Here is a 24,314-nt window from a genome sequence, read left to right as displayed (position 1 = left end):
TTCTATTATGGCAGCGGTCTATCATCCGCATATTAAGATAAGGTAAAACGAATGTTAAATTTATGAGGTGAGCAGACGAATGGCTTTTCACATTGTGTTAGTTGAACCTGAAATTCCTGCCAATACGGGGAACATCGCAAGGACCTGTGCCGCGACCGGCACATGGCTGCATCTGGTACGGCCGCTCGGATTTCTGACGGATGACCGGACTTTGAAGCGTGCGGGGCTCGATTATTGGCATGCGGTCAATATCGAGTACCATGATTCGTTCCAGGAGGTCAAGGACAAGTACCCGGACGGACGTTTTTTTTTAGCGACGACGAAGGCATCTAAAGTTTACACTGATTTTACGTTTCAGGACGGCGATTTTCTCGTCTTCGGCAAAGAAACGAAAGGGCTGGCCCCGGAAATTTTGGCGGAGCACCCGGACACACTGCTGCGGATGCCGATGACCGATGCGGTACGCTCCTTGAATCTGTCGAATTCGGCGGCAATTATGCTGTACGAAGCCCTCAGGCAAACGGGGTTTCCGGGATTGAAATAATCGGTTTCCCTTAACAAAATCATAGAGGTATGGCAGGAATTTTCACATATGTCACGAATAGTATAGAGACAAGCTGGAAAGAGTCAGTTTGCTCATACTGTTCTTTTTTTTGGAAAGAAAGTGAGGTGAATTAATAATGAAGCCGGCAGGTGTAGTTAGAAAAGTGGATCAGTTGGGGCGCATCGTTCTTCCTAAATCGTTGCGTAAACGATACCAGATGAACGAAGGCGATCCGGTTGAAATATTGGTCAGCGGGGACCACATTATTTTGGAAAGATACCGCCCGAGGTGCGTATTTTGCAGCTCCATGGAGCAGGTCAGCGAATTTAAGGAACGGCATATTTGTGCGGAATGCTTGCAGGAAATGAGCGGATTGAAGGAACGGGGCTAACGTACGGAAACTAAGAAAGCATCACGGCACACTTCCGGAGGGAAGGGACGTGATGCTTTTTATCTTTGTCGGTAGAAGGGATGGTTACCTCTCTTAGAGACCACCTTAAAGACCCTTAGTTTTGTCATCATTGTAAGCTGCAGTAAGCATAGCTACGATAAACATTAAGAACACCAGGTTTACGATCCAAAAAGTTGCTGACATTGACTGCACCCCCTGCCCTATATTATAACCAACCATTTCCGAAAAGAAAACTTATAAACATGTGAACAAATGTGAACATTTATTTAAAAAATAAGAAATTCGTGGGTAAAGAACGTAATTTTCCATCGGAAGGACGGTTAATGATTTGCCCGTCGAAGATCAGGCTGGATGAACCGCCTCCGTCCAAATTGTAGGCGTCCTTCACGCCGAGGGCGACCAGCTTGTCCTGAAGCTCGGCTAAAGTAGCTCCGGAATTGCCGCGTTCGTCATACCCGTCGGTCACCAAAAAGAGCAGCTGATCGTTCTTAAAGTTGCCAATCACCGTTCGCGGCGCCCGGGCGGGCGAATTTTGCCATTGCGCCGGAATGGCCTGCTTTTTGCCGTTTTGCAGCAGTGACCGGCACGAAGGTAGCTCCGAAGTTAGGCTTCAGCTTATCCAGATCCTCCTGCTTCGAGAATCTGCCGCCGATCAGCTTGCCGTCTGTGCTGAGACCGATAAAAGCCAAGTCTTCGAAGGTCGGCTCGAAGCCGTAGACGTACTTGCCGTTCAGCACCGTCGTGCTGAGCGGATAGCGCTTGCCGGTCCGGTTGTCGTCGGCGAAGCCGCCTGCATTGACACCGGCTACGGCACCGTAGCGGCGGACGGCATCAAGCGTCGTCTCGCTGCTGCCGACCTTGTCCTTGCCCAGCACCATTTTCATCGCGGAGTCGGCTTTCAAGTTCACCTTCAAGGCGTAGCCCTTATAGTTGGGCTCCGTCAAATAATACAGCTTCAGATCGATATTCGCGCTGTTCGTCTGCCGGGCCACGTTCGCTCCGAGCTTTGCGCTGATCCGGTTGTCAAAAATGGTCTGCGGCTTGGCAGATGCGGAGCTGGCCGTCTGAACCATGGCGACGACGTCCTTCGCGCTCTGCTCGTACAATTGATAGAACCGCTCGATGGTGGTGCGGGTCTGCGTCGCATCGGCGGCGGCCTTGTCCAGCTTTTGGCTGGAGGCCGCAAGCTCGCTTTGAATCGAGAACTGCGTATCGGCAAACCGGTGAAAGTCCGGCAGCGGTACGGTCAGGTGCGTACAAAGCAAATACAACAAGATACCAAGAAATGGAGCGGATGCCAGTAACAAAGTCCGGTTAATCAGTTGAACAGGATTCATAGCTTTCACTTCCCTTATTGCAGCACATCAAGGTTTTTCTTCAAGTCATCGAGCTGTTTCTTCACTTCGGCAAGCTGAGTGTACAGCTGGTTGCTGTTATCCGTCTTGCTGTTGGCGCTGTCCTTCGTAAAAGCGAGCAGCTCGTTCAACGAATCGATTTTCCCCTGCATCTTCGTAAGGTCGCCGCTGACGCTGTCTTTTAGCTGCGCGATTTGCTTCTGGTAATCTTCCTGTACGGCTTGCAGCTGCTGTTCGGTCTGTGCCGCAATCTGCGCGGCGATCTGCTGGCGCAAATAATCGGTGTACAGCTTGGCTCCGAACACGCCGGCCGCTATGAGCAGGATCCAGCTCATCAGCAGAATGACATAGGTTCTCCGTTTGGCTTTGTTAACCGGCTTGCCTGTCCGCACCATGGGCTGCGCTTGAGTAGCGGCAGGTTCAATGGGCGTATTCATGGTTGATTCACCTTCCTGTATTCATTGGGAGAGAAGCCGACAATCTTTTTGAACACTTTGCTGAAATATTTTTCATCGTCGTAGCCGACCATTTCGGCCACCTGCGCAATGCGTAAATGCGGATTTAACAGAAGCAGCTTTGCCTTTTCCGCGCGAATGCCGCTAATATAGTCTGATAAATTGACTTTAAATTCCTGCTTGAATTTACGGGAAATATATTCACGGCTCAAATAGAAATGACTGGCAATCTCTTGAAGCGTAATATCCTGATGATAATGGTTTTGAATATACTTTGCAATCTCGAAAATGACGTTATTATCCTGATGCTGGCGCTTCAGCATTAACTGCGACAGCTCGGAGAGCTCCGCGCTCAATTGTTGTTCCCATAGCGCAACCGATAAGGCTCCGGACGCATCCAGCGGCAGCGGAAAAGAGGCCTGCTCCGGCTTCGCGTTCATTTCGGCCTGCTCGCCGAACCATTCCAATAACCAGCGGCTGCGCAGCAAGCGGTACTCATCGCGCCAGTGCTCCAGCTGCTCCTGCGTAATGCTCTCCAGCCGGTTCACCGCTTCGATCCATAGATGAACCGAGCGCTCGATTTGCTCCGTGCTGCCGCTGCGCACGGCCAGCCGGATCTGCTCGGCGAAGTCGCTGAACGACAGCAGCAGCGGATTGGACGCCGACTTTTCCTGATACGGATGGACGGCCTTGCCGGATACAAGCAGATTGCGGCGCCTCAGTGCCAGCCGGGCTTGATGGTAAGCCTCCGTGAGGCCGGCCGGAAAAGGCACCGGCTGGCTGATGCCGATGTCGATGCTGCTGCGGAGCGCGGTTTCGATTCCCGCTTGAACGGACTCCATCAGCTTGAGAGGCGGTATGGCTGCGCCGTAGAGCAGCAGCACGATCTCGTGGTCGCTGTTCCAATAGCGGAAGGCGACCCCCTGCCTGGACCCGCGCAAAATCTCATTGCATATATTCGTGATGGAGAAGAATAACAGATCCTGGTCGGTCTTGAACTTATCCCGCACCTTAGCGCTAAGCGTATGAATATTGGCGACTGCCAGCCGGCATTCGCGCAGGTCCGGCCCGATGCCGAATTCGCCAGCCAGCGGGGCCGCTGCGGCTTCGTAGCCTGAAGGCTCGTTAATTAAATTCGAGAACAGCTTGTCCCAGTATACCGGACGAATCTGATTCATTTCGATGTTTCGCTGTCTTTGACCGTGCCGTTCGGTCTCCTCCCGGTTCCAGCAATCCACCGCTTTCGTCACGGCAGCGTGCAGCTGCTCCGCGTCGATCGGTTTTAAAATATAGTCGACCCCGCCATGCTGAACGGTATGACGTACCAGCTGAAAATCGTCAAAACCGCTGATCACGATGGTTTTGCCTGTCGGGTAATTATGCTGCAGCCATTCGAGCAGCTCCATGCCGCCCATTAAAGGCATCATCATATCTGTAAAAATAATTTGCGGCTGGTGCTCCATAATAGATTGAATCGCTTCCTGGCCGTCCTGAGCCTCCAGCACTTCTTCTATCTGGAACTCGTTCCATGGCACAAGCAGCTTGATCGCTTCGCGGACGTGTTTCTCATCATCCACGATGATGGCTTTCATGATTAGTTTCCTCCTCCGGACGATAAAGCGGAATCCGCAGTGTAATTCGGATGCCGTGAGGCTGTGCTGATTCCAATTGCATATCCGCATCCTCATTATAGTAAAGCCTTAGCCGGCTTTTGACATTGTATAGACCGATGCTGTGGGCTTCCTCGGTCGTTTTCATAGCAGCCGTTTCTTTGTCGAGCTGTTCCCGCAGTAAAATGAGTTCGGGCTCGGGCATACCTTTCCCGTTATCCTCAACGATCAGACTAATAAAAGCTCCGTCCTCCGAGCGGCGGCTCCTGAACCTCAGCAGATTATGCGGCTGGCGGGGGTCGAAGCCGTGCTTGAAATAATTTTCGGCAAGCGGCTGCAGAAGCATTTTCGGAATGATCAAGCTTAACGTGTCATCCTCTATATCATACTCTACCTCCAATTCATTCTCAAAACGCTGCAGCTGCAGCTGCATATAAGCTTTCACATGGTCGAGCTCCTGCTTCAAGCTGACTTCGGTCTCATTCGTGTTCATACTGTAGCGCATCATCTTGGCCAAGGCGGACAGCAGGTGGTACACCTTCGGGGCTCCGTGCTGAAGGGCGAGCGTCCCGATGGACTGCAGCGAATTGTACAGAAAATGCGGATGAATTTGCGCTTGGAGCGCTTTGAGCTGGTTCGTTTTGTTAGCCAGGTTCAGCTTGTATTCCTGTTTGATTAGATCATTGATCGTCTGCATCATCATGCGGAAACGGCGGGCGAGAATGCCGATTTCATCATTGGTGTCGACCTGGATGTCCACATCGAGACGCCCGGACTGGATCTGATGAATATAGCCGAGCAATTGCTTGATCGGGCGCGTGAAACGAACGGAAATCAGCAGGGTAAGCACGGTAACGACAACCAGCAGAATCCCGATAATGACCATGTGAATTCTGGTTAAATCCCGGGCTCCTTGGTACAAATGCTCGTAAGGAATTTGCTTGACCAGATACCAGGATAAATAAGGCGTGGTCAGCTTTTCATAAATCTCGATCCCTTTCTCGGCCTCCAGGCTGCCGCGCTCCTCGCTGCTTCCCAACACGGACGGGATCCAGGCTTTTTGTAAAGGCGCACCTGCAGCCGCATCCTGGTCGGTCGAGAGAAGAAGCGTACCTTTATCATCAATTAAATAGAGATCTTCCCCTTCGTTCCCTAACTGCTTCAGCAGCTGATTCAATGTGTCGAGCTTCACGTCAATGGATAAAATGCCTAGCGGCGTTTTGGACGGGATCCGGTAAATGATCCGATGCATAGTCATGACCGTCCGTTGGGCATAGTATGGAAACTGGGTCAGCCCGTAGTCGTCGCTCATATGGGTGGGCTCCATGACGGCTTCGTAGGAGTCGCTCGGCATCTCGACAATATGCTTCAACGCTTCATCGTTGGCTTGAATGCCGCGCTTGAGAAATTCCTGGATCATAAGGAACGAATTCAAGCTGCCCTGTGCCCGTTCGTTGATATGCATGTAAACTTGAAAAACGTCCTTTTGCCTGGAGATCAGCTGAAGGATACGGAAAATTTCCGCCTCGGTCGAATAGCTGTCGAAGCCGGAGGTAGTCAGCCCAATGAAAGAAGCATCCTTATACATAATCAAGGACGTTTCGTTTAAAGAGTTCATGTAATTAATCAGGTTTTGCTTTCCCTGGTAGAGCAGGTTGCTGTTCTCACGCAGTGCGTTTTCTCTGACGGTTTGTTTCGTGTAGGCGTTCGTTACCCAGATTGAGGCCGTGATGGGAGCGATGGTAGCGATAAGCAGCAGGACGATCAGCTTGAAGCGCAGGCTGCTTCGTGTCATGAGGCGCACCTCCCTTGGGTTTGAATGGTGACCGCGGCGCTGTGCGGCGATCGGTCGAGCCCCGCGCGGCAGGTCAATATTTTACACCAAAGGGTTCATGATCCTCGGTGTTGGTTCTTAACAAAACATTTTATACTCAGTACTATAGTTGAAAATTCGGCTGATTGAAAGGTTTGGAGGAGGAATCTTGATGAAACGTAGAAATTCCGCAGAATGGGTCGAGCAGCTGGTGTTCGTCGGTCCCGCCTTTATATGCTTTGCTGTTATTATGATCATTCCGTTTATTCTCGGCATGTACTATTCATTTACAAGCTGGAACGGGGTCTCCGATCAGGTGTCTTTTAACGGTTTGGACAACTTCAAGCAGATTCTGCTGCACGATGAAGATTTTATGAAAGCTTTCTGGTTCACGTTCCGCTTCTCCATCTGTGCGGTTATTTTCTCGAATCTGGTTGCATTTCTGATCGCCCTTATGCTGACACGGCCATTGAAGCTTCGCAATTCGCTGCGGACCGTCTTTTTCCTGCCGAACGTCATCGGCGGCCTGCTGCTCGGCTTCATTTGGCAGTTTATTTTCGTAAAAGGCTTCCCGGCGATCGGACAGCTGACGCATATTCCTTTGTTTAACCTGCCTTGGCTCGGCGATGAGTCGACCTCGTTCTGGGCGCTCGTTATCGTATTTACGTGGCAGTCCGCAGGTTATTTCATGGTCATTTATATCGCTGCCTTGATGAATGTTCCCAAGGATGTGCTGGAAGCGGCGCGAATTGACGGTGCGAACTCTTGGCAGCTGCTCAGAACCGTTACGGCTCCACTGATCATGCCGGCCGTTACCGTCTGCTTATTCCTGGCGATCTCCAACTCGTTTAAAATGTTCGATCTGAACTTGTCCCTGACCAAGGGCGGACCGTTCAAATCGACGGAATCGGTGGCGCTGAACATTTATACGGAGGCGTTCCAAAACAACCGGTTTGGGCTTGGTACCGCCAAAGCATTAATTTTCTTTGTTGTCGTAGCAATTATTACAAGCCTTCAGGTGAAGCTGACCAAGAGCAAGGAGGTTGAAGCCTAATGGACACACAGCAGCCGTATTCCGGCAAGACCTTCGGTCTTGAGATCATCGCCATCCTTGTTGGCCTGTTGTTTCTGGTACCGTTCTATTTCGTCATCGTGAACTCGCTGAAAACGTTCGCCGAGCTGCTGACGGATCCGACCAGCCTGCCGACAGCTTTGCAGTGGAACAACTTCAGCCGGGCCTGGAACATTATGAAGTTCCCGACCGTGCTCAAAAACTCGATTCTAGTTACAGTAATCAGTAATCTGGGTATCGCGCTGATTAGCGCCATGGCGGCTTATCGTATCGTCCGCAAGCCGACCCGGTTAAATAATTTGTTATTCGCGCTGTTTGTTGCTGCCATGGTTATTCCGTTCCAATCGATCATGATTCCGCTGGTTAAGGTAGCCAAGTCGCTGGGATTGTTCAACAGCATTTGGGGCCTTGTGGTATGCTATCTCGGTTTTGGCGGACCGATGTCGATCTTTTTGTTTCACGGGTTTATCAAATCGATTCCGATGGAAATCGAAGAGTCGGCCCGGGTGGACGGCACCTCGGCGTACGGAACCTTTTTCCGTATTGTGCTGCCGCTGCTTCAACCGATTGCGGTTACGGTTATTTTGCTGAACTGCCTTTGGATCTGGAACGATTTCCTGCTTCCGTTTCTTGTTCTGCAAAGCCCCGAGCTGAAGACGATTCCGCTCGCTACGAACTCGTTCTTCGGGCAGTATACGAAGCAGTGGGATTTGGCCTTGGCCGCATTGCTGCTTGGCGTAACGCCGATCATTGTTTTCTTCCTTATTATGCAGCGCCATATTATTGAGGGGATTACTGCGGGATCGGTGAAGGGGTGATGTGTTCAACAAGCCAGGATTGCCGATTGCGGAGACAAGTTCTCGCAGCCCGGTGCTTCGGTGAAGGGAAGCGTCTCCGGTCGCTGTTGAAATCGTGAAAATGGAATGAACAATTTAGAGGATTTTTCACGATTTCAAAGGCGAGTACTTCGTTCCTCCGCCGCTTCCCTTCCCCTCCGCAATGGCTTGTTGAACACACATATAATTTAAGTAGCAAGAAATGGGGAGCGGAGTTGAAGCTCCCCTTTGTTGTGTGCTGAGTCGGGGAGGCAGTAGTTCCCGCAGCCCGGAGCTGCAGGGAAGGTAAGCGTCTCCGGTCGCTGTTGAAATCGTGAAAATGGAATGAACATTAGAGGAACACACGTATCCCAAATAGCGAAGGGGAGCCAGGACTCGGCTCTCCTTCGCTATTAGTAAATTTCGGGGAGCGGTGCCGGGCTCCCCATTTTTTTAGTTTTCTAAATGAGCGCTGAAGGCCGCTCCGCTCCAAGCAAGGCTGGCGAAGGAAAAGGAAGTGTGTCGGAGGAGCGGAAGCGTCCGCCTTTGTCCTCGGGAAAATTCCGCAGCACCCATACATTCATTTTTCCCGAGGACAACAGCGGCCGGAGACACACTTCCTTTTCCGCAGCCCTTCGCCTACAGCCCCCGCCCTGAGCACCTTGAGCATCCCTGCCTACAGCCTCACCACCCTCTCGCCACATCCTGGACTTCAACGCTCATCCTCCCTCCTTAGTCAATTTGTTCCACCCATTTGTTCAATATCCTCGGTGTCTGCTAATATTCGTTGAATTTATAATGGAGCATAGAGACACAATAACTAAAGCATGAACGAATGAGGGAGGTTATTTTCATGAAAAAAGGAATTCGGAAAGTCATGGCCCTTTCTTTAAGCGCTGTACTGCTGGCTGGCATTGCAGCAGGCTGTGCCAAAAAAGAAACGAATAATCAAGGGGCGGGTGGAACCACAGGTGGAACCGGACAACAGGTCACGCTCAAAATATTCCAGTTTAAAGTCGAAATTAACGAAGCCTTAACCCGCTTGAAGGATGAATACGAAAAAACGCATCCCAACGTTAAGCTTCAAATTGAAACGGTGGGCGGGGGCGCAGACTACGGTGCGGCGCTGAAGACGAAATTCGCTTCCGGCGACCAGCCGGACATTTTTAACAACGGCGGCTTTAATGAAATGAACACCTGGATGGAGCATCTGGAGGATCTCACCGAACCAGGGGTGGGTCAAAGATATTTTGCCTGTAGCCAAAACGCCGATTACAAAAGACGGCAAGGTGTACGGCCAGCCGATGAGTATTGAAGGCTACGGCTTTTTGTATAACAAGGAATTGTTCGACAAAGCCGGCATCAAAGAGGTTCCTAAAACGCTGTCCCAGCTTGAGGATACGGCGAAAAAGCTGCAAGCCGCAGGCATTACGCCGTTCTCTAACGGTTATCAGGAATGGTGGATCCTCGGTATCCACAATCTGAACGTCGGGATTGCCCGTCAGCCGGATCCGGACAAATTTATCACGGGATTGTACGACGGCACCGAGAAGTTTAAGGGCAATGCGGTGTTGAACGATTGGGCCAATATGCTTGACGTCACTTTGAAATACAGCCAGCCGAATCCGCTCACTACGGATTACAATACGCAGGTTACGAATTTCGCAACGGGTAAAGCCGCTATGATGCAGCAGGGGAACTGGACGGAAGTTCAGATTATGAAAACCAACCCGAACATCAAAGTAGGCGTGATGCCGATGCCGATCAATGAGGACGCGGCGGCGAACGATAAAATTTTTGTCGGCGTGCCGAACTACTGGGTTGTCAACAAGGATTCCAAGGTAAAAGCGGAAGCGAAGGAGTTTCTGAACTGGCTCGTTACATCCGATACAGGGAAAAACTACATGACCAAAGAATTTAAGTTCATCCCTGCCTTCTCCAATATTACAGCGAACGCTGAAGATCTGGGACAAACCGGTGCGGAGGTTCAGAAGTACAGTACGGACGGCAAAGTACTGAGCTGGAACTGGCCTAAATATCCGGAGGGCGCAACACAGGAATTCGGCGCTACGATCCAAGCCTATATTGCGGGCAAGAAAACAAAGGATCAGATGTTTGATGACTTCCAAAAATCGTGGGACAACCTAAAAGCGAAGAAATAACGACCATGCATTAGCAAATCGATCGAACCTATGGCCTCAGCCTCTGTGCTGAGGCTTTTTTTGGCTTAACAGAAAACGTCTTCCTTGCTACAATAGGGAAGAATTTAAGCGATATCATCCCGAGAAGGCTATTTTTTTTTTTTCGAGCGCAGGGAAAAAGGGGACAAGGTATGCGGTTACAGCATTGGCGGAACAAATGGATGGATTGGAAAGAAGCAAGAAGGCTGGCGATACCGGAGGAGAAACGACTGTCGAAGGATGCCATCGTCTCGCAATTCATTCATTTCTGTTTTCAATTCGGGGCATCGATGTCCGGGGTGTTTCTTTCCCTTTATTTATGGCGGCTAACACACAGCTTATGGATCAATGGGATGTATAACATTTTTAACTATGGGGCTGCCCCATTTGCGTATGCGCTGGGCGGACTCATCATCAAACGGAAAGACAGGATGGTGACATACCGGTTCGGGATCGCTTTTATCGCTCTGTTTTATTTGGCGGTCGTGTTTGCTCAGGAGCGGGTGGTCGATTATTATGTGTTGTTCGGGCTGTTTGCCGGGATTACGAGCGCTTTTTATTGGGCAGGATATTTGACGCTAATGTATGACGTCTCGACGGAAAGCAACCGTATCCGGTACCTGGCGATCAATATGATCGTGTTCACGTTAGCCGGCTTGATCGGGCCAGCCCTGGCCGGGTTTATCATTTCGCATAATGAAGGGCTGAGGGGCTACACTATAGTGTTTGCCATTGCGTTCTTCATGTTCTTGCTGGCAACGTTGGGCAGCTTCAAAATTAAATCAAAGCATTCTCATCATAAAGCGTATTATTTGAAGTTCGTAGGCTTGTTGATGAACAAAAATAAACGGTGGGTCAAATCGCTGTTCGGTTTCAGCGCGATGGGGATTCTCCAGGGAATTATGCTGTTTCTGCCGAGCATCCTGCTGTTTCAAATCGTCGGGCGGGAAGACCTGGTCGGCTATCTGGGCGTGCTGTATGCCAGCCTGAGCATTCTCACAGGCCTGTTCATTTCACGTTACGGCCGTGAGGAGCGGGCGCGGCTGTTTCTGGTTATCTCGACGATCGGTTATATCGCCGGCACTTTATTTCTAGTATGGAACATGTCCCTGTTCACTGTCGTGGCGTTTATGGTCATTTATTCGATCTGCTCGCCGCTGCAGGGCAACACGGTGACATCCTTTTACTTCCGTTTAATCGGAACGCTGCCGCTGAAAGGTCAGCTGCGGGTGGAATCGGTCGTTATGCGGGAAACCTTTTTAAATTGGGGACGGGTCCTTTCCATATTGCTGCTGATCTTGACGTATCAATATATCGGAAGCGAATCGCTGCCTTGGGTGCTGCTAGGAGCCGCTGTTTTCCAATTTATCCTCGCCTGGCTGCTGGAGCGCAGCCCGGAGGACCGCAAGTCTGTGCAGACGAACGCCGGGCATGGCGTAGGAGCTGCTAAATAATTCTTTTAACAACAAAAGGTCTTCGTGTACGTTTGTATACGAAGACCTTTTTGTCTGTAAGGGGAGAAGCCGGAGCTACTTATTCAGGTGGATTTCAAGGAATTTGAGCAGCGCATTATAAAAATCAACATTATTATCGAAGCTTCGGAAGCCGTGGCCTTCATTCTCTTTGATCATATATTGGGAATCCACTCCCCGTTGTCGCAGGGCCATTACGATCTGATCGGATTCCTTCTTTTTTACTCGCGGGTCGTTCATCCCTTGGGCAAAGAAGATCGGGGCCTGAATCCGGTCGACATTCAATAGAGGAGAGTAGGCTTCCAGCATAGCCTTGTCTTTCACGGGATCTCCGATTTGTTCATACATGATTTGACGGTTAGGCTCCCAGTAAGAGGGAATGGAATCCAGCATCGTAAATAAACTGGAAGGTCCCATATAATCTACGCCTGCGGCGTACAATTCAGGTGTGTAGGTGAGACCTGCCAATGCGGCATAGCCTCCGTACGAGGCGCCGTAGATGGCAATTCGTTTGGGATTGGCGATTCCTTGACGAATCAGCCATTGAACGCCATCGGTAATATCGTTTTGCATGGCTTGCCCCCACTGTTTGTTGGCGGCATTTAAAAATTGCTTGCCGTACCCGGTCGATCCGCGGAAGTTGACTTGCAGTACAGCATAACCGCGATTAGCAAGGAGCTGTACCTCGGGATCGTAGCCCCAGGAATCTCTAGCGGTAGGTCCGCCGTGCGGAATGACAACGACAGGCAGGTTCTAAGTGCCTCCCTGCTTCGGAAGCGTCAAGTAACCGTGAATAGTAAATTGTCCGTCTCGCGATGGGTAAGAGATCGGCTTCATCTCCGACATTTGAGCCGGATCAATCCATGGCTTCAATTCGGCGTATTTTTCCAGCTGCTTCGTTTTCCGCGAATAGAAGTAATAGGCGCCGGGGGAAGTGTCACCGTAAGTGCGGATCGTCACTTTGTCATCCGGCAAAGGATTTCCGACAATTTTGAAAGAAAGGCCGGGCAGCTTTTCCGCAATCTCGCGATTCAATTGTTCGAATTCTTTATCAAAGTAATGATAATAGGTTTTGTCCGTTTCATACGCTGCGGCCAAGATGGCACGTTTACGGTATGATACGACGATATCCGTAACGTCGGCATCCGGATTCTCATAGATCGTTTCTCCAATCTGCTTGGTGTTCAGGTTGAACTTGACCAGAGCCAGCTTGTCCCGGCCGATATTGGAGAATGCGAATAGCTCGGAATTATCGAAAGAGAACATAATAGGATAGAAGGCATCACCGAAAGGGACGGTCAACACGGTATCGAAGGAAAGCGACGTCGAACTGCGGTACAGAATTTTGGTGTCGGTGCCTTCTACGGAAACCGCCAGCTTGACATCCCCGTAAAGATCCGTCATCCAATCTGTAATATTACCGGGGTTACCTGCAATAAGTGTGAACGCCCCTGTTTGAATATTTAACTCATATACATCAAAAACTTGAGGCGACTTATGATTCATTTCCATAAGAATATCATTCTCATGGCCTGGAATATAGGAGAGGTTCTCCATAATGACGGCCTTGACGTTGTCAAACGGTGTTAAATCTTTATCCGCCGAGCCATCGGCATGTACGGAATGAATATGGTTATTTTCATCCCCGTCCATAGTGGAAGTATAAATAATCGTCTCATTATCGAACCAGGCAAAGCTTAGAATGTCCCTTTCTTTAAGGGAGGTAACCCGAACGGCGTCCTTCTTCTCATCGCCATTCTTATAGACATACAGCTGGGGATGGTGGTCGTGCTGCATCAGCAGTGCGGTGTACTTGCCGTCAGGCGACACTTGATAGCCCCCAAGCTCGGAGCCCCGCAAAAAGTCCTCGACAGAGAGCTGCCCTCGCTCAGGTTCGTTAATCATGATGGCCCGGTATAAGAAAAGGGCGAGCTGTGCCCGGGTCACCTTGCTTTTGGGCATAAATTCGAGCTGGTCGGTCAAAGAGTACTGTTTAAGCCGGATAATATCTTTATAATGGCTGTCGGACATATCCGACTCGTCTTTAAACCATACATTCATGCCGTTATCCTTCAATTGAAAAGCGCGCACAAGCAGACTGGCCATTTGCTCGCGGGTTAAAGAGGCATCGGGAGAAAATCGTCCCCCATCCCCCTGAATAATATTTTTTTCGGCCAGGGCATTGACGGCGACTGCATATTCACTCGCTGCGGGTACATCCGTAAATCCATCCAGGGAGGCCGGATAGCCTAACTTCAAAGCACGGCTCAGCCAGAGCGCCGCAATCCCTCGTGTTATGTCTTCATCGGGTTTGAAGGAGCCGTCCGAAAAACCTTGAATGATCCCTCTTTGGGATAAGCGGGCAATTTCTTTACTGGCATAATGATCTTTGGCGACATCCGTATAGCTTGATGCGGAGTCGTCGAGTGCCGCGGCGCTAACGGGAACGGCACCGAGGGACAAGCTGACGGCAAGAAGTATTGCAGCAATCAGCTTCGAAAAGGGACGGGACATGGTCAAGCTCCTTTTAGTATAAAATGGGAATAATGGTTCTAATATATCATTCCTGTTCGCTTATGGTAAATAAAATTGTTTTAAGGGCTCTTGAAAAGTGAAACGTAAGACGAATAGTCCATAAATATTAGCATTCTGGCTAGGACTTGGGTATGAGATACGGATAGAGGGATGTAATAAGGAGATGCTAAGGGGAAAAAAGGGGTGATGCAGCATGTCAGCTGACCTATACGACTGCATTGTTATTGGCGGAGGCATTGCCGGGCTGCAAGGGGCCATTCAGCTGGGGAGGTACAAGCACAGGACGCTGGTCATCGATAAAGGACGCGGCCGATCGACCCTGTGCCGCAGCTACCACAACGTGCTCGGATGGCCGGACGGGGTCTCGGGCCCCGAGCTGCGCAGACTCGGCAGACTGCAGGCCGAACGGCTTGGCGTACAATTCGCGGAAGCGGAAGTGACCGGTGCCGCGCGGACGCAGGACGGCTTCACCTTGCAGCTCGATTCCGGACAGAGAGCTCTGCAGGCGGCGACTTTACTGCTGGCTACAGGTATCATGGACCGTTTCCCGCCGCTTGCCGGACTTGAATGCTGCCTTGGGGAAACCGTTTATGTGTGTCCGGACTGCGACGGCTATGAGGTGAGCGGCCGCGAGACCGTCGTGCTCGGCTCCGGTGATGTCGGGGCTGCGATGGCCATAACATTAAGCTATTGGACGAACAAGCTGACCTATATTAATCATGAAGCGGACAGCGCCCCGTTAACCGGGAACATGCACGATGAGCTGAAGGAGGCAGGCATTGCTTACCTGCCTGAAGCCATTGCCGAGATCGTATCGGATGCTCCGAGCGGAAAGCTGCAGGGGGTTAAACTGGCGGATGGGCGGATGCTGACGGCGGAACGGGGCTTTATTGCCTTCGGCGGCAATCAGGTCAACTCAAGCTTGGCGGATCAGTTGGGTATGGAACGGTTGGAGAACAAGCATATCGTCACCGATCCGAGAAGCAAACAGACGAATGTTCCGGGCATATGGGCGGCCGGAGATGTTGGCGTCCATTCCGAGCAGGTGACGATTGCTATGGGAGAAGGCTCGCAAGCGGCGATCTGGATTCATAAGGAACTGCTGAGGCAAAAGCGGAAGGAGGCTCCCTCCAGTACGAATAGGTCCGATATTCCCGATCCGGGTCTTGTGACAGTTAAATAACGAGTACAAAATAGATGGCGATGGGCGTCCAGCGTTTTTTGGCAAGAAAGACGGAGGTTTCGGATTGAATAATCATTCTTCTAATTTGGATATCCACTGTTCCAACGACTCCTCTCCATTCACAAATATCCGGGTCAGCTTCAGAGCCTCCTGCTCCGGAGTCGTCCAACCCTGTTCGATAGTAAACGCGTAACGGAACCTGTGTTCCTGAAGCGCCTTCAGGGTGGCTGTATTCCATTCCCCATACGGATATCAGAAAATGTCGGCGGCTGTGCCCAGCTGCTCCTCAATCTGCCGGCGTGCCTCGGCAATCTGATACGTCTGCTCCTTTCCATTCAATAGGGGCAGATGGGGATGCGTCATACCGTGAGGCTGGATATCCCAGCCCGCTTGATGCATCTCTTTTATTTGATCCCAATTCAAAAAGTATCCGTCCTCCACCGTTCCGGGCGAAACGAATAAGGTTGCGTGGAAATCGAGCTCCTTCAGGACCGGCAGCGCATGCTCGTAATTGTCCGCATATCCGTCGTCGAATGTCAGGAGCACAGGCTTGCCCAGGAGGGGCTGTTTGCCTTCCAGCCGCTCGGTGAACTGTTCGAGCCGTAACGGGGTATACCCATTCTCTTTTAAGTAGGTCATCTGGCGGAAAAATTTATCCGGTGTAATCGTTGCCGGATTGCCTGGATCCACCGTAATACTGTGATAATTCAAAACCGGAATGCGCACCCGCGGGAACGGTTTTTCCGTGAGGCCGTTTTCCTGCAAAGGGCCGGCGTGGCTTGGCGGCCCGGCAGCGGCATTTGCGGCCGCGGTAGAAGCTTGAGCGACATCCGGAGAAGAGCTGTAGGGAGCAGGGGTGGAAGTGTGTACGGCAACTGCCGCTAAATCAGTCTCGATCGGAGCCATTCCATCAACATGCACCGTCAAGGCATGGATAGCAGCAGGAAGGATGGCTTCATTCGGTTTTCCCGCTTCCGGCACGAGTACGGGCTCTGTGCCCGGCTCCGCCTCAAGCTTCGCTTCGATCTCCGGCTCGGCCTCTGCTTCGACCTGCGCCTCCTGCCCGGCTTCCTGCGGCAGCGAAAGTGCCGTAACCGGAGGAGGAATCGGATGCAGCAAGGGAGAGAGGAAGAGGGGGCTTGCCCAGAGCAGCAGGACGATCAGACCGTAGAGGAAGGTAAAGCTCCTGAGAGTATCGGGGAGGAGAGTGTTCAGAGATTTTGCGGCGACCGTGAAAGGATGCATGGCACAGACTCCTTTGCTTGGAAATCTATTACTCTATGCATATCCGGCGCTAGATAAGATTATGACAACGTAGAGGAATTTGACGACAGCGGAAAATCCGAAGCAGGGGGCAGCTGTGCGACGACATGAGCGAACGTTCCAAGCGCCTCTTCTCCAAGCGGGCTTATGCGGTAAATGCCCCTTTCCACCCGCTGGAACCAACGGTAAAAGTTTTTTTGCAGCAGCCCCGCCGCGTTGGCATTGCCTGTGAGCGCCTTCAGCTGACGCGGGCTCATCGGGCCCTGCGTCTGGAGCAGGTAGGCGAGATGCAATGCTTTCTCGCGATAGGAAGTGACGAGCTTTCGGCGGGTGCTGCCCCCGACATTATAATCGGCGCGCCGTTCCTTAAACTCCCGCACCATCCGTTCGGCAGCGCGCTTGTTATGTCTTGGCAGGCGGCTTGGCGCGGGCCGGGCGGGTTCCCCGGATGCTGCAACGGATACAATTTCGGACGGAACCAGCGATACGGGCGGCGTCATTTCCAGAGCGGCCGGGTGGCATTCGATGAGGACGGCGGGCTTTTTTCGTTTGAAGAATTGCACGGTAATCATGCCGAGCCCGAGCATCTGGCACAGCTTGCGCAGCTCCGGCCAGCTGGCTCCATGCGGCGCGCGGCCCTTGTTCGGCAGCTCGAAGGCGACGTACACCTGCCTGGACATGCGGAGCCGGTCGATGCCCTGCAGCAGCAGCGGGATGGAGAACGATTTCTTCAATTCTATAATAACGGGCGGTTCTTCACCGCGGATGGCGACAAGATCGCAATGATTGACTTCTCCCCGGACGTGATACCCCAGCTGTTCAAAATAGCTTTTGACGGGCGCATACAGCTCGGTTTCGGTTTTGATGGCCATGGGCGCGCGTCTCCTTTGAAAATGAGAGTAAATAATGTAATTATATCATAGTTTTGTTAGTATGAAGGAATAGGAACAGGGAAGATCAAAGGAGGATGAACATTCAAATGAACCATCAAGCTGGTCAAATCGATCCATGGCTGGGTCGAAGCTTTACGTGCGGCTGCGGATCGGAGCACGAAGCTCCGATCCGGAAGGTCGTGATTGACAACGGCGCGCTGCAGGCGCTGCCGGCCTATGCGCTGGAGCAAGGCTACACCGAGCTCCTGCTCGTTGCCGATCAGCGCACGCTGGAAGCGGCCGGAGCCGAGCTGCTCCGGTACTGCGAAGCGGCCGCCGGGCTGCAGGCGCGCCTGTGCGTGCTCACCGACGATGAGCACGGAGAGCTGGCCGCCGACGAGCGCATTCTTGTGCAGCTGATGCTGCACGTTACGCCCACGGCGCAGGCTATCGTGGCCGTCGGCTCGGGCACGATTCATGACGCGGTCCGTTTTGTCGCGCACAAAATGAATCGCGTCTTTCTCTCCGTGCCGACGGCGCCGTCGGTGGACGGCTTCTCGTCGGTCGGCGCGCCGCTGATCATCGGCGGCTTCAAGCAGACGATCCCGGCCTGCGCGCCGGAAGCCATCTTCGCCGATCTGAAGCTGCTCTCCAAGTCGCCGCGCGCGATGATCGCCGCCGGCTTTGGCGACATGCTGGGCAAATACACCTCGCTTGCCGACTGGCAGCTCGGGCAGGTGCTGTTCGGCGAAGCGTACTGCGAGCTGGCCGCGGAGATGACCCGCCAAGGCCTCGCCTTGTGCGTCGACTACGTCGACGAGATCGCCGCAGGCACCGAGCTCGGGATGCGCAAGCTGATGGAGGGCCTGACGCTGTCCGGCATCTCCATGCTGCTCGTGGGCAACTCCCGGCCGGCCTCCGGCGCCGAGCATCATCTCTCCCATTATTGGGAGATGCGTTTTTTGCAGCAGCGCCGCCGGGCCCTGCTGCACGGCGCCAAGGTCGGTGCCGCCGCCGTGCTGATGGCGGAGCGGTTCGCCGCCGCCGCTGCCTTGTCGCCGGAGCAAGCGGCGTCAGCCATCGCAGCGCGCCAGGCAAGCGGCGATGCGCCTACGCTGGAACGGGCGCGGGCGGACATTGCCGCAGGCTACGGCGGCATCGCCGGGCAGGTGCTGGCCGAGAACGGCATCGCCGAAGGACAGACGGCCGCCGAGGCCTACGCTGCGGAGCAGCAGGCGCTTGCGCAGCGCATCGCCGAGCGGTGGGACGATGTGCGCAGCGTGTGCGCCAGTGTCCCTGCGCCGGCTGAGCTGGCGGGGCTGCTGGAGCGCGTAGGCGGGCCTGCGCAGGTGGCGGAGCTTGGCATTGAGCCCGGGCTCCTGCAGGACAGCTTGCGCTACGCGATGTATGTGCGCAACCGGTATACGATATTGCGGCTGGGCCAATGGCTGCAGTAATACATCCATTCTGATTTCAGACAACGGCAGAAAGCAGCGGACGGTTCAGCGAGTCCTTATCCCGGGACTCCGCTGAGGTATGATCTGACGAAGGCTGTCCTCCGGCAGGAGGACAAATCCTTTGTACGGCTTGTACCTCGGCATAACCGGACCGCAGGCTCTGCCGTTGTTTTTTGTTTTTGCTTAAAATTTCGGGCAACTTATCCTCATTGTCTGCATAGGTATTAATACACTTCGATTATGAGGTTGTTTAAAAAGTTCCGCCAAGGAAACGAAGCGAACAAACGGGAAACGCGGCTCGACTTACGAGTCCTGAACCTGTTTACTACATAATTTTCCCGCGGAAAGCGCGAGGGCCCAGGCAGCACAGAATGCAGGTTTGGGAACGTTTGAAGTAAAGGCTTCGTTAAGAGAGGTTCTCCACCGGAGAACCGGCAGCACGGATCGGCGTTTCCCGCGCAGCGCGAAGGAGAAGCTTGGATTCAACCGGCCTCTCTGATTCGGAACCAGGACCTTTTTAAAACACCGCTTTATTCTTTGTTGCTACCGCAAAAGCACCGTACGGAGGAGGTTGACTCATGGAAATATTCAAGAAGATTACGAATTACCGCACAGAAACCGAGCGACTTGCTTGGACCGGAACCTTTGCCGATTATATTAGCTTGGTTGCCAAAAACCCGCACCTTGCAATGACGGCGCACTCGAGGGTCTACCAAATGATTGCATCGCACGGTATCAGTGAGGACAATGGAAAACGCAGGTACCATTTCTTCGAGAAGGAAATTTTCGGTCTCGATATCGCCATTGAAAAGCTGGTCGAAGAGTACTTTCATTCGGCAGCAAGACGGCTCGATGTACGGAAGCGGATTCTCCTTCTGATGGGACCTGTCAGCGGCGGTAAATCGACCATCGTGACGCTGTTGAAGCGCGGTCTCGAGCAGTTCTCCCGTACGGATGAAGGTGCGGTGTATGCAATCAAAGGCTGCCCTATGCATGAGGAGCCGCTGCACTTGATTCCTCAGGAGCTTCGTGCCGAGGTCGAGCAAGAGCTGGGTGTTAAAATCGAAGGAAACCTGTGTCCCTCCTGCCAAATGAGGCTGCGTACCGAATACAACGGCCGCATCGAGGACGTACAGGTCGAGCGGGTGCTTATTTCCGAGGATAATCGCTCAGGGATCGGTACCTTCAGCCCATCCGACCCTAAGTCGCAGGACATTGCCGATTTAACCGGAAGCATCGACTTTTCCACCATTACGGAGTACGGCTCGGAATCCGATCCGCGCGCCTACCGCTTCGACGGGGAGCTGAATAAAGCGAACCGCGGCTTGATGGAATTCCAGGAGATGCTGAAGTGCGACGAGAAATTCCTCTGGAATTTGCTCTCGCTCACGCAGGAAGGCAATTTCAAAGCGGGAAGGTTCGCTCTGATTTCCGCGGATGAACTGATTATTGCGCATACGAACGAATCGGAGTATAAATCGTTTATTGCCAATAAAAAGAACGAAGCGCTCCAGTCCCGGATGATTGTCATGCCGATTCCGTACAACCTGAAAGTGTCGGAGGAAGAGAAAATTTACTATAAGCTGATCAAGCAGAGCGATATGTCGCACGTGCATATTGCACCGCATTCGCTGCGGGCGGCGGCTATTTTCTCCATCCTGACAAGACTTAAGGAGTCGAAGAAGCAGGGTATGGACCTGGTGAAGAAAATGAGAATGTATGACGGGGAAGAGGTCGAGGGCTACAAAGAGGCCGACTTGAAGGAAATGCAAAACGAGTATTTGGATGAAGGCATGTCGGGCATCGACCCGCGGTATGTCATCAACCGGATTTCCAGTGCGCTCATCCGTCAAGGTCTCGAATTTATCAATGCTCTCGACGTTTTGCGGGCGCTCAAGGATGGGCTGGATCAGCATCCGTCCATTACGAAAGAGGAACGGGAGCGTTATCTGAACTTTATTTCCATAGCGCGCAAAGAGTACGACGAGCTGGCGAAGAAGGAAGTGCAAAAAGCGTTCGTTTATTCGTTCGAGGAGTCGGCGAAAACGCTGTTTAATAACTACCTCGACAATATCGAGGCTTATTGCAACTGGGGCAAAATCAAGGATCCGCTCACAGGAGAGGAAATGGATCCGGATGAGCGTCTGATGCGCTCGATCGAAGAGCAGATCGGCATTTCGGAAAATGCGAAGAAAGCGTTCCGGGAGGAAATTCTAATCCGGATGTCCTCGTACTCCCGTAAAGGCCACCGCTTCAATTACAGCAGCCATGAACGGCTCCGCGAGGCGATCGAGAAAAAGCTGTTCGCCGATTTGAAGGATATCGTCAAAATCACAACCTCTACGAAGACGCCGGACGAAACGCAGCTGAAACGGATCAACGAGGTCATCAAGCGTCTGGTCGAAGAACACGGCTACACCACCGCCTCGGCTAACGAGCTGCTGCGTTACGTCGGCAGTCTGCTTAACAGATAACGGACATCCGCTTGCTATTGTCCAGCCCGTTTGTGACGGAGAGAACTGCAAAGATGCGGATGAATTAAAAACGCAAAGCTCCTATGAGGGGCCATCGGTCGATGGCCTTTGTCGTTTTTGTCCGGGAAACGGTCCAAAAGGCTCAAGAAACAAGCTCCCGGCGGTTCCCGGCGGGGAGATGGGTATCAGCCCATTTTCCTCCCGGGCAATCACCCCTTAGGCGGATGCACATATATTTTAGAGAGATGTGCCACACCTTAACGGATCAAAGGGAGCGATGCCTTGTGTCGAATGAATTTCATGCGGATTTGGAGGGGCTGGAAGGTTTGGAAGGCTTGGAGGAGCTGAGACCTCCATTCTCGGGAGGCCATTTCGGCCACGGGTTCGGTCACGGCGGCTTTGGCCACGGGTTCGGTCACGGCGGTTTCGGCCATGGCTACGGCCACCAGTTTTACGGCGGCGCCGGGTTGCTTCCATGGCTTGCCGCGCCGTACCTGTACCCGCCTTACGGACCTTATTATCCTTATCCCTACGCTTACCCTCCTTACGTGCCCTATTACTATTAAGCCTGGGCCGTTACCTGAAATTCAGGACAGACTCCGGTATTCGCTTTCCAGCGGATAGCCGGAGCTTTTTTGTGAAGAAGCGGTACCCGCAAAAGGCTGTCCTACAAGCTTTTATTCCATTTTAAGGAGGGAAAGGAATATCAATCCTGATCCGTTTTTGCAGGACTTGACATTTTAAAAAATGTCATATTCGGGGAACTGAAAATCTGCTACAATCATCATAGACGACCTCTTTGTAAGCGTTTTTACATAGTGTTCGTACAGCATGGAGGGAGCAGACGGACGATGATGATCACCCTAGTCCAGAGTAAATGGTTTCGTTATTCGATTATCGGACTTATGATTTGTTTAATGTTTACGGCGTACCGCATTATTACGGTAGAGGGGGAAGGCACCGCGCCCAAGTTTGTTTTGATGCGGCTTGAAGATATCGGTCCCGGAGGCCAGTACGGCTCCATCGAACAGCTGGGGAAGCTGAGGGCTGTAATGGAGTATTTGAGGGACCAGCATGTAAAATATCACCTCGCAGTCATTCCGCGCTGGCTTGATTTTCCGGCGGACGGCACGCATTACGATGTCTCGCTCGATCAGGCGGACAATCCTTACGTCGCCGCTTACCAGAAGCTGTTGAAGCAGGCGGTGAAGGACGGCGCGGTACTGGGGATGCACGGCTACACCCACCAGGTCGGCTCGGTCCGGCTGGACAACGGGCATCATGAATCTGGCATCGGCAATGAATTCGACGAGCCGGGCGACGACCGGACGGTGTCGGCCGCCTTTGCCGAGCCGAGGCTGAAGCAGGGGCTGGCTATCCTGGAGCATGCGGGACTCAAGCCGCAGTTCTGGGAGTCGCCGCACTATCGTTCGACACCGGAGCAGGATGCGCTGTTTCGCTGCTTCTTCGGATTGAATTATCAAGCCGATATTCAAACCAACCGCAATACGCCGGCGGCGCAGTTCCGCAGCGACCGCAATACCCTTTACGGCGAGGCGAGCCTGGGAGCGGCCTATGTTCCGACGCCCTTTGACTATATTCCTTATAATAAAGACGAGAAAGTGATCGTCGACCGGGTTGGCAAATCCAACAATATCCCGTCCTTTTATTATCATCCATTCCTTGAATTCAAATATTTGCAGCCGGTTACCGATGAGCAGGGAGAGCCCGTGTACCGCGACGGTATGCCGGAATACCGGTATCCTTCCCAAGCCAAGAGCATGCTGCAAAAGCTGATTAACGGATTAAGAGAAAAGCACTACGATTTCTACTCGATTCAAGACTATATTCCTTTCACGCCGGCGAACAGCATTAAGCTGAACGCTTCCGGACAGCAGGAAAAAATGCTCCTCGGCGATGTGACCGGAGACGGACAGATGGACATGGTCACATGGGATTTGACGAACGGAAACCTGTCCGTATCCGCCGGCAACTTCACCGGTCTTCGTAACGACCCGCAGGGCAATCGCGAGGTATGGGCGCAAGCGGCCTATACGAGCGGTGCGGCGGCGGCGCTGGGTCAAAGCGGCTACGTCAAAGGCAGCCTGTGGATTGCTCATCCGACGGGACGGCTGGAGCGGTATGCTTCCGACGGCCACCGGTTTATCCTGCTCAACAGCTGGAAGACGGAACCGCGCAGCTGGACCAGCCTGCAGATCATACCGCAGCCGGGCGGGGATGTCGTCATTGCGGGACTTTCCGCGAGCCGTCTGCACTTGTACGGATTGTATCTGAGCGGGAATGTGCTGAAGCCCATGAAGCCGTACAAGTTCAAGAATGAGTGGAAATCCGAGCTGCAGCAGCGGCTGCATTCCGATGGCAGCACGGCCTTGTTCTTCTCGAGGCCGGGAGAGGTAAGCGGGGTTGAGCTTAGCCCCGATAAAGCGGGGCTGCAGTGGAAGGTAGGGAAGGTGGAGCTGAATCTTCCTTCGCAGGACGGCGAGCTCCGATTGGCGGATTTCAATGGAGACGGGAAGGAAGACGCGCTTCGCTGGAATCCTGAAACCGAATCCTCCACGGTTTATTTGGGAGCAGGGAACGGGCAGTACCGGATGCTGTCCACCTTCGGCCCGTGGGGCAAGAAGAATTCCAAGCTGTGGATCTCCGACCTGGACGGTAACGGGAAAAGCGATCTGGTGCTGCTTGACAGGCAGGATGGTTACATGGATACGGCGCTTTCCTTCGAAAGCCGGCCATAAGGATCGAAGCGGGAAGCTGAGGCATGGTTGCTCATCTTCCCGC

General features: G+C 52.7%; 17 protein-coding genes and 2 pseudogenes. 11 read left to right on the top strand and 8 right to left on the bottom strand.

The annotated features are described in order from the left end of the window. The first annotated feature begins 79 nt into the window (after positions 1-79). Complete coding sequence (gene trmL, locus ACHHV8_RS26260; RefSeq protein WP_395162334.1) at positions 80-544, top strand: tRNA (uridine(34)/cytosine(34)/5-carboxymethylaminomethyluridine(34)-2'-O)-methyltransferase TrmL; 465 nt, start codon at positions 80-82, stop codon at positions 542-544. A 136-nt stretch (positions 545-680) separates the two neighbouring features. Further along, positions 681-935 (top strand): AbrB/MazE/SpoVT family DNA-binding domain-containing protein, encoded by a 255-nt coding sequence (locus tag ACHHV8_RS26255; protein ID WP_395162333.1) that lies wholly within the window; start codon positions 681-683, stop codon positions 933-935. A 283-nt stretch (positions 936-1,218) separates the two neighbouring features. On the opposite strand, the pseudogene ACHHV8_RS26250 reads toward ACHHV8_RS26255, so the two are convergent. From ACHHV8_RS26250 to ACHHV8_RS26235, 4 genes and pseudogenes are all read right to left on the bottom strand, one after another. Next, a pseudogene (locus ACHHV8_RS26250) lies at positions 1,219-2,293 on the bottom strand (phosphodiester glycosidase family protein). 14 nt (positions 2,294-2,307) lie between these two features. Continuing rightward, on the bottom strand, positions 2,308-2,748 hold the full coding sequence (locus ACHHV8_RS26245; RefSeq protein ID WP_395162332.1) for a hypothetical protein: 441 nt from the start codon (positions 2,746-2,748) through the stop codon (positions 2,308-2,310). Continuing rightward, positions 2,745-4,358 (bottom strand): response regulator, encoded by a 1,614-nt coding sequence (locus ACHHV8_RS26240; protein ID WP_395162331.1) that lies wholly within the window; start codon positions 4,356-4,358, stop codon positions 2,745-2,747. Before ACHHV8_RS26240 ends, ACHHV8_RS26245 begins: the two co-directional genes overlap by 4 nt. After that, positions 4,336-6,171 carry a cache domain-containing sensor histidine kinase gene (locus ACHHV8_RS26235; protein ID WP_395162330.1) on the bottom strand — a complete coding sequence of 612 codons (1,836 nt, stop codon included), beginning with the start codon at positions 6,169-6,171 and terminating at the stop codon, positions 4,336-4,338. Before ACHHV8_RS26235 ends, ACHHV8_RS26240 begins: the two co-directional genes overlap by 23 nt. Positions 6,172-6,361: 190 nt before the next feature. On the opposite strand from ACHHV8_RS26235, the gene ACHHV8_RS26230 reads away from it, so the two are divergent. The 4 genes and pseudogenes from ACHHV8_RS26230 (at position 6,362) to ACHHV8_RS26215 (ending at position 11,710) form a co-directional block, all read left to right on the top strand. Further along, on the top strand, positions 6,362-7,243 hold the full coding sequence (locus ACHHV8_RS26230; protein ID WP_395162329.1) for a carbohydrate ABC transporter permease: 882 nt from the start codon (positions 6,362-6,364) through the stop codon (positions 7,241-7,243). After that, positions 7,243-8,079, top strand: coding sequence for a carbohydrate ABC transporter permease (locus ACHHV8_RS26225; protein ID WP_395162328.1), 837 nt, complete (start codon positions 7,243-7,245; stop codon positions 8,077-8,079). Before ACHHV8_RS26230 ends, ACHHV8_RS26225 begins: the two co-directional genes overlap by 1 nt. 850 nt (positions 8,080-8,929) lie before the next feature. Further along, a pseudogene (locus tag ACHHV8_RS26220) lies at positions 8,930-10,238 on the top strand (ABC transporter substrate-binding protein). A 200-nt stretch (positions 10,239-10,438) separates the two neighbouring features. After that, entirely contained in the window at positions 10,439-11,710 is a 1,272-nt protein-coding gene (locus ACHHV8_RS26215; RefSeq protein WP_395162327.1) for an MFS transporter, read from the top strand. A 75-nt stretch (positions 11,711-11,785) separates the two neighbouring features. Here the strand turns inward: ACHHV8_RS26215 and ACHHV8_RS26210 are convergent, their stop codons facing one another. Both ACHHV8_RS26210 and ACHHV8_RS26205 read right to left on the bottom strand, forming a co-directional pair. After that, positions 11,786-12,478 carry an alpha/beta hydrolase family protein gene (locus ACHHV8_RS26210; RefSeq protein WP_395163634.1) on the bottom strand — a complete coding sequence of 231 codons (693 nt, stop codon included), beginning with the start codon at positions 12,476-12,478 and terminating at the stop codon, positions 11,786-11,788. Between the two features lie 3 nt (positions 12,479-12,481). Next, positions 12,482-14,242: an S-layer homology domain-containing protein gene (locus ACHHV8_RS26205; protein WP_395162326.1), complete on the bottom strand. Its 1,761-nt coding sequence runs from the start codon at positions 14,240-14,242 to the stop codon at positions 12,482-12,484. Between the two features lie 214 nt (positions 14,243-14,456). Between ACHHV8_RS26205 and ACHHV8_RS26200 the strand changes: the two genes are divergently transcribed. Beyond that, entirely contained in the window at positions 14,457-15,446 is a 990-nt protein-coding gene (locus tag ACHHV8_RS26200; RefSeq protein ID WP_395162325.1) for an NAD(P)/FAD-dependent oxidoreductase, read from the top strand. 252 nt (positions 15,447-15,698) lie between these two features. Here ACHHV8_RS26200 and ACHHV8_RS26195 read toward each other — a convergent pair whose 3' ends face one another. Further along, the gene (locus ACHHV8_RS26195) at positions 15,699-16,691 is read right to left on the bottom strand and encodes a polysaccharide deacetylase family protein (protein ID WP_395162324.1); all 993 of its coding nucleotides are present in this window, start codon (positions 16,689-16,691) and stop codon (positions 15,699-15,701) included. A 59-nt stretch (positions 16,692-16,750) separates the two neighbouring features. Then, on the bottom strand, positions 16,751-17,581 hold the full coding sequence (locus ACHHV8_RS26190) for a DUF2161 domain-containing phosphodiesterase (RefSeq protein WP_395162323.1): 831 nt from the start codon (positions 17,579-17,581) through the stop codon (positions 16,751-16,753). 107 nt (positions 17,582-17,688) lie between these two features. Between ACHHV8_RS26190 and ACHHV8_RS26185 the strand changes: the two genes are divergently transcribed. The 4 genes from ACHHV8_RS26185 (at position 17,689) to ACHHV8_RS26170 (ending at position 24,271) form a co-directional block, all read left to right on the top strand. Further along, complete coding sequence (locus ACHHV8_RS26185; RefSeq protein ID WP_395162322.1) at positions 17,689-19,038, top strand: sn-glycerol-1-phosphate dehydrogenase; 1,350 nt, start codon at positions 17,689-17,691, stop codon at positions 19,036-19,038. Positions 19,039-19,616: 578 nt separating this feature from the next. Further along, positions 19,617-21,512 carry a PrkA family serine protein kinase gene (locus tag ACHHV8_RS26180; protein ID WP_395162321.1) on the top strand — a complete coding sequence of 632 codons (1,896 nt, stop codon included), beginning with the start codon at positions 19,617-19,619 and terminating at the stop codon, positions 21,510-21,512. A gap of 284 nt (positions 21,513-21,796) precedes the next feature. After that, a complete protein-coding gene (locus ACHHV8_RS26175; protein WP_395162320.1) occupies positions 21,797-22,078 on the top strand; it encodes a hypothetical protein in 282 nt (93 codons plus the stop codon). Between the two features lie 285 nt (positions 22,079-22,363). Next, positions 22,364-24,271 carry a DUF2334 domain-containing protein gene (locus tag ACHHV8_RS26170; protein ID WP_395162319.1) on the top strand — a complete coding sequence of 636 codons (1,908 nt, stop codon included), beginning with the start codon at positions 22,364-22,366 and terminating at the stop codon, positions 24,269-24,271. Positions 24,272-24,314 lie beyond the last annotated feature (43 nt).

Source organism: Paenibacillus sp. TAB_01 (genome assembly GCF_043945595.1).
Taxonomy (GTDB): Bacteria; Bacillota; Bacilli; order Paenibacillales; family NBRC-103111; genus Paenibacillus_S.
This window is presented reverse-complemented; position numbering and strand designations above follow the sequence as displayed.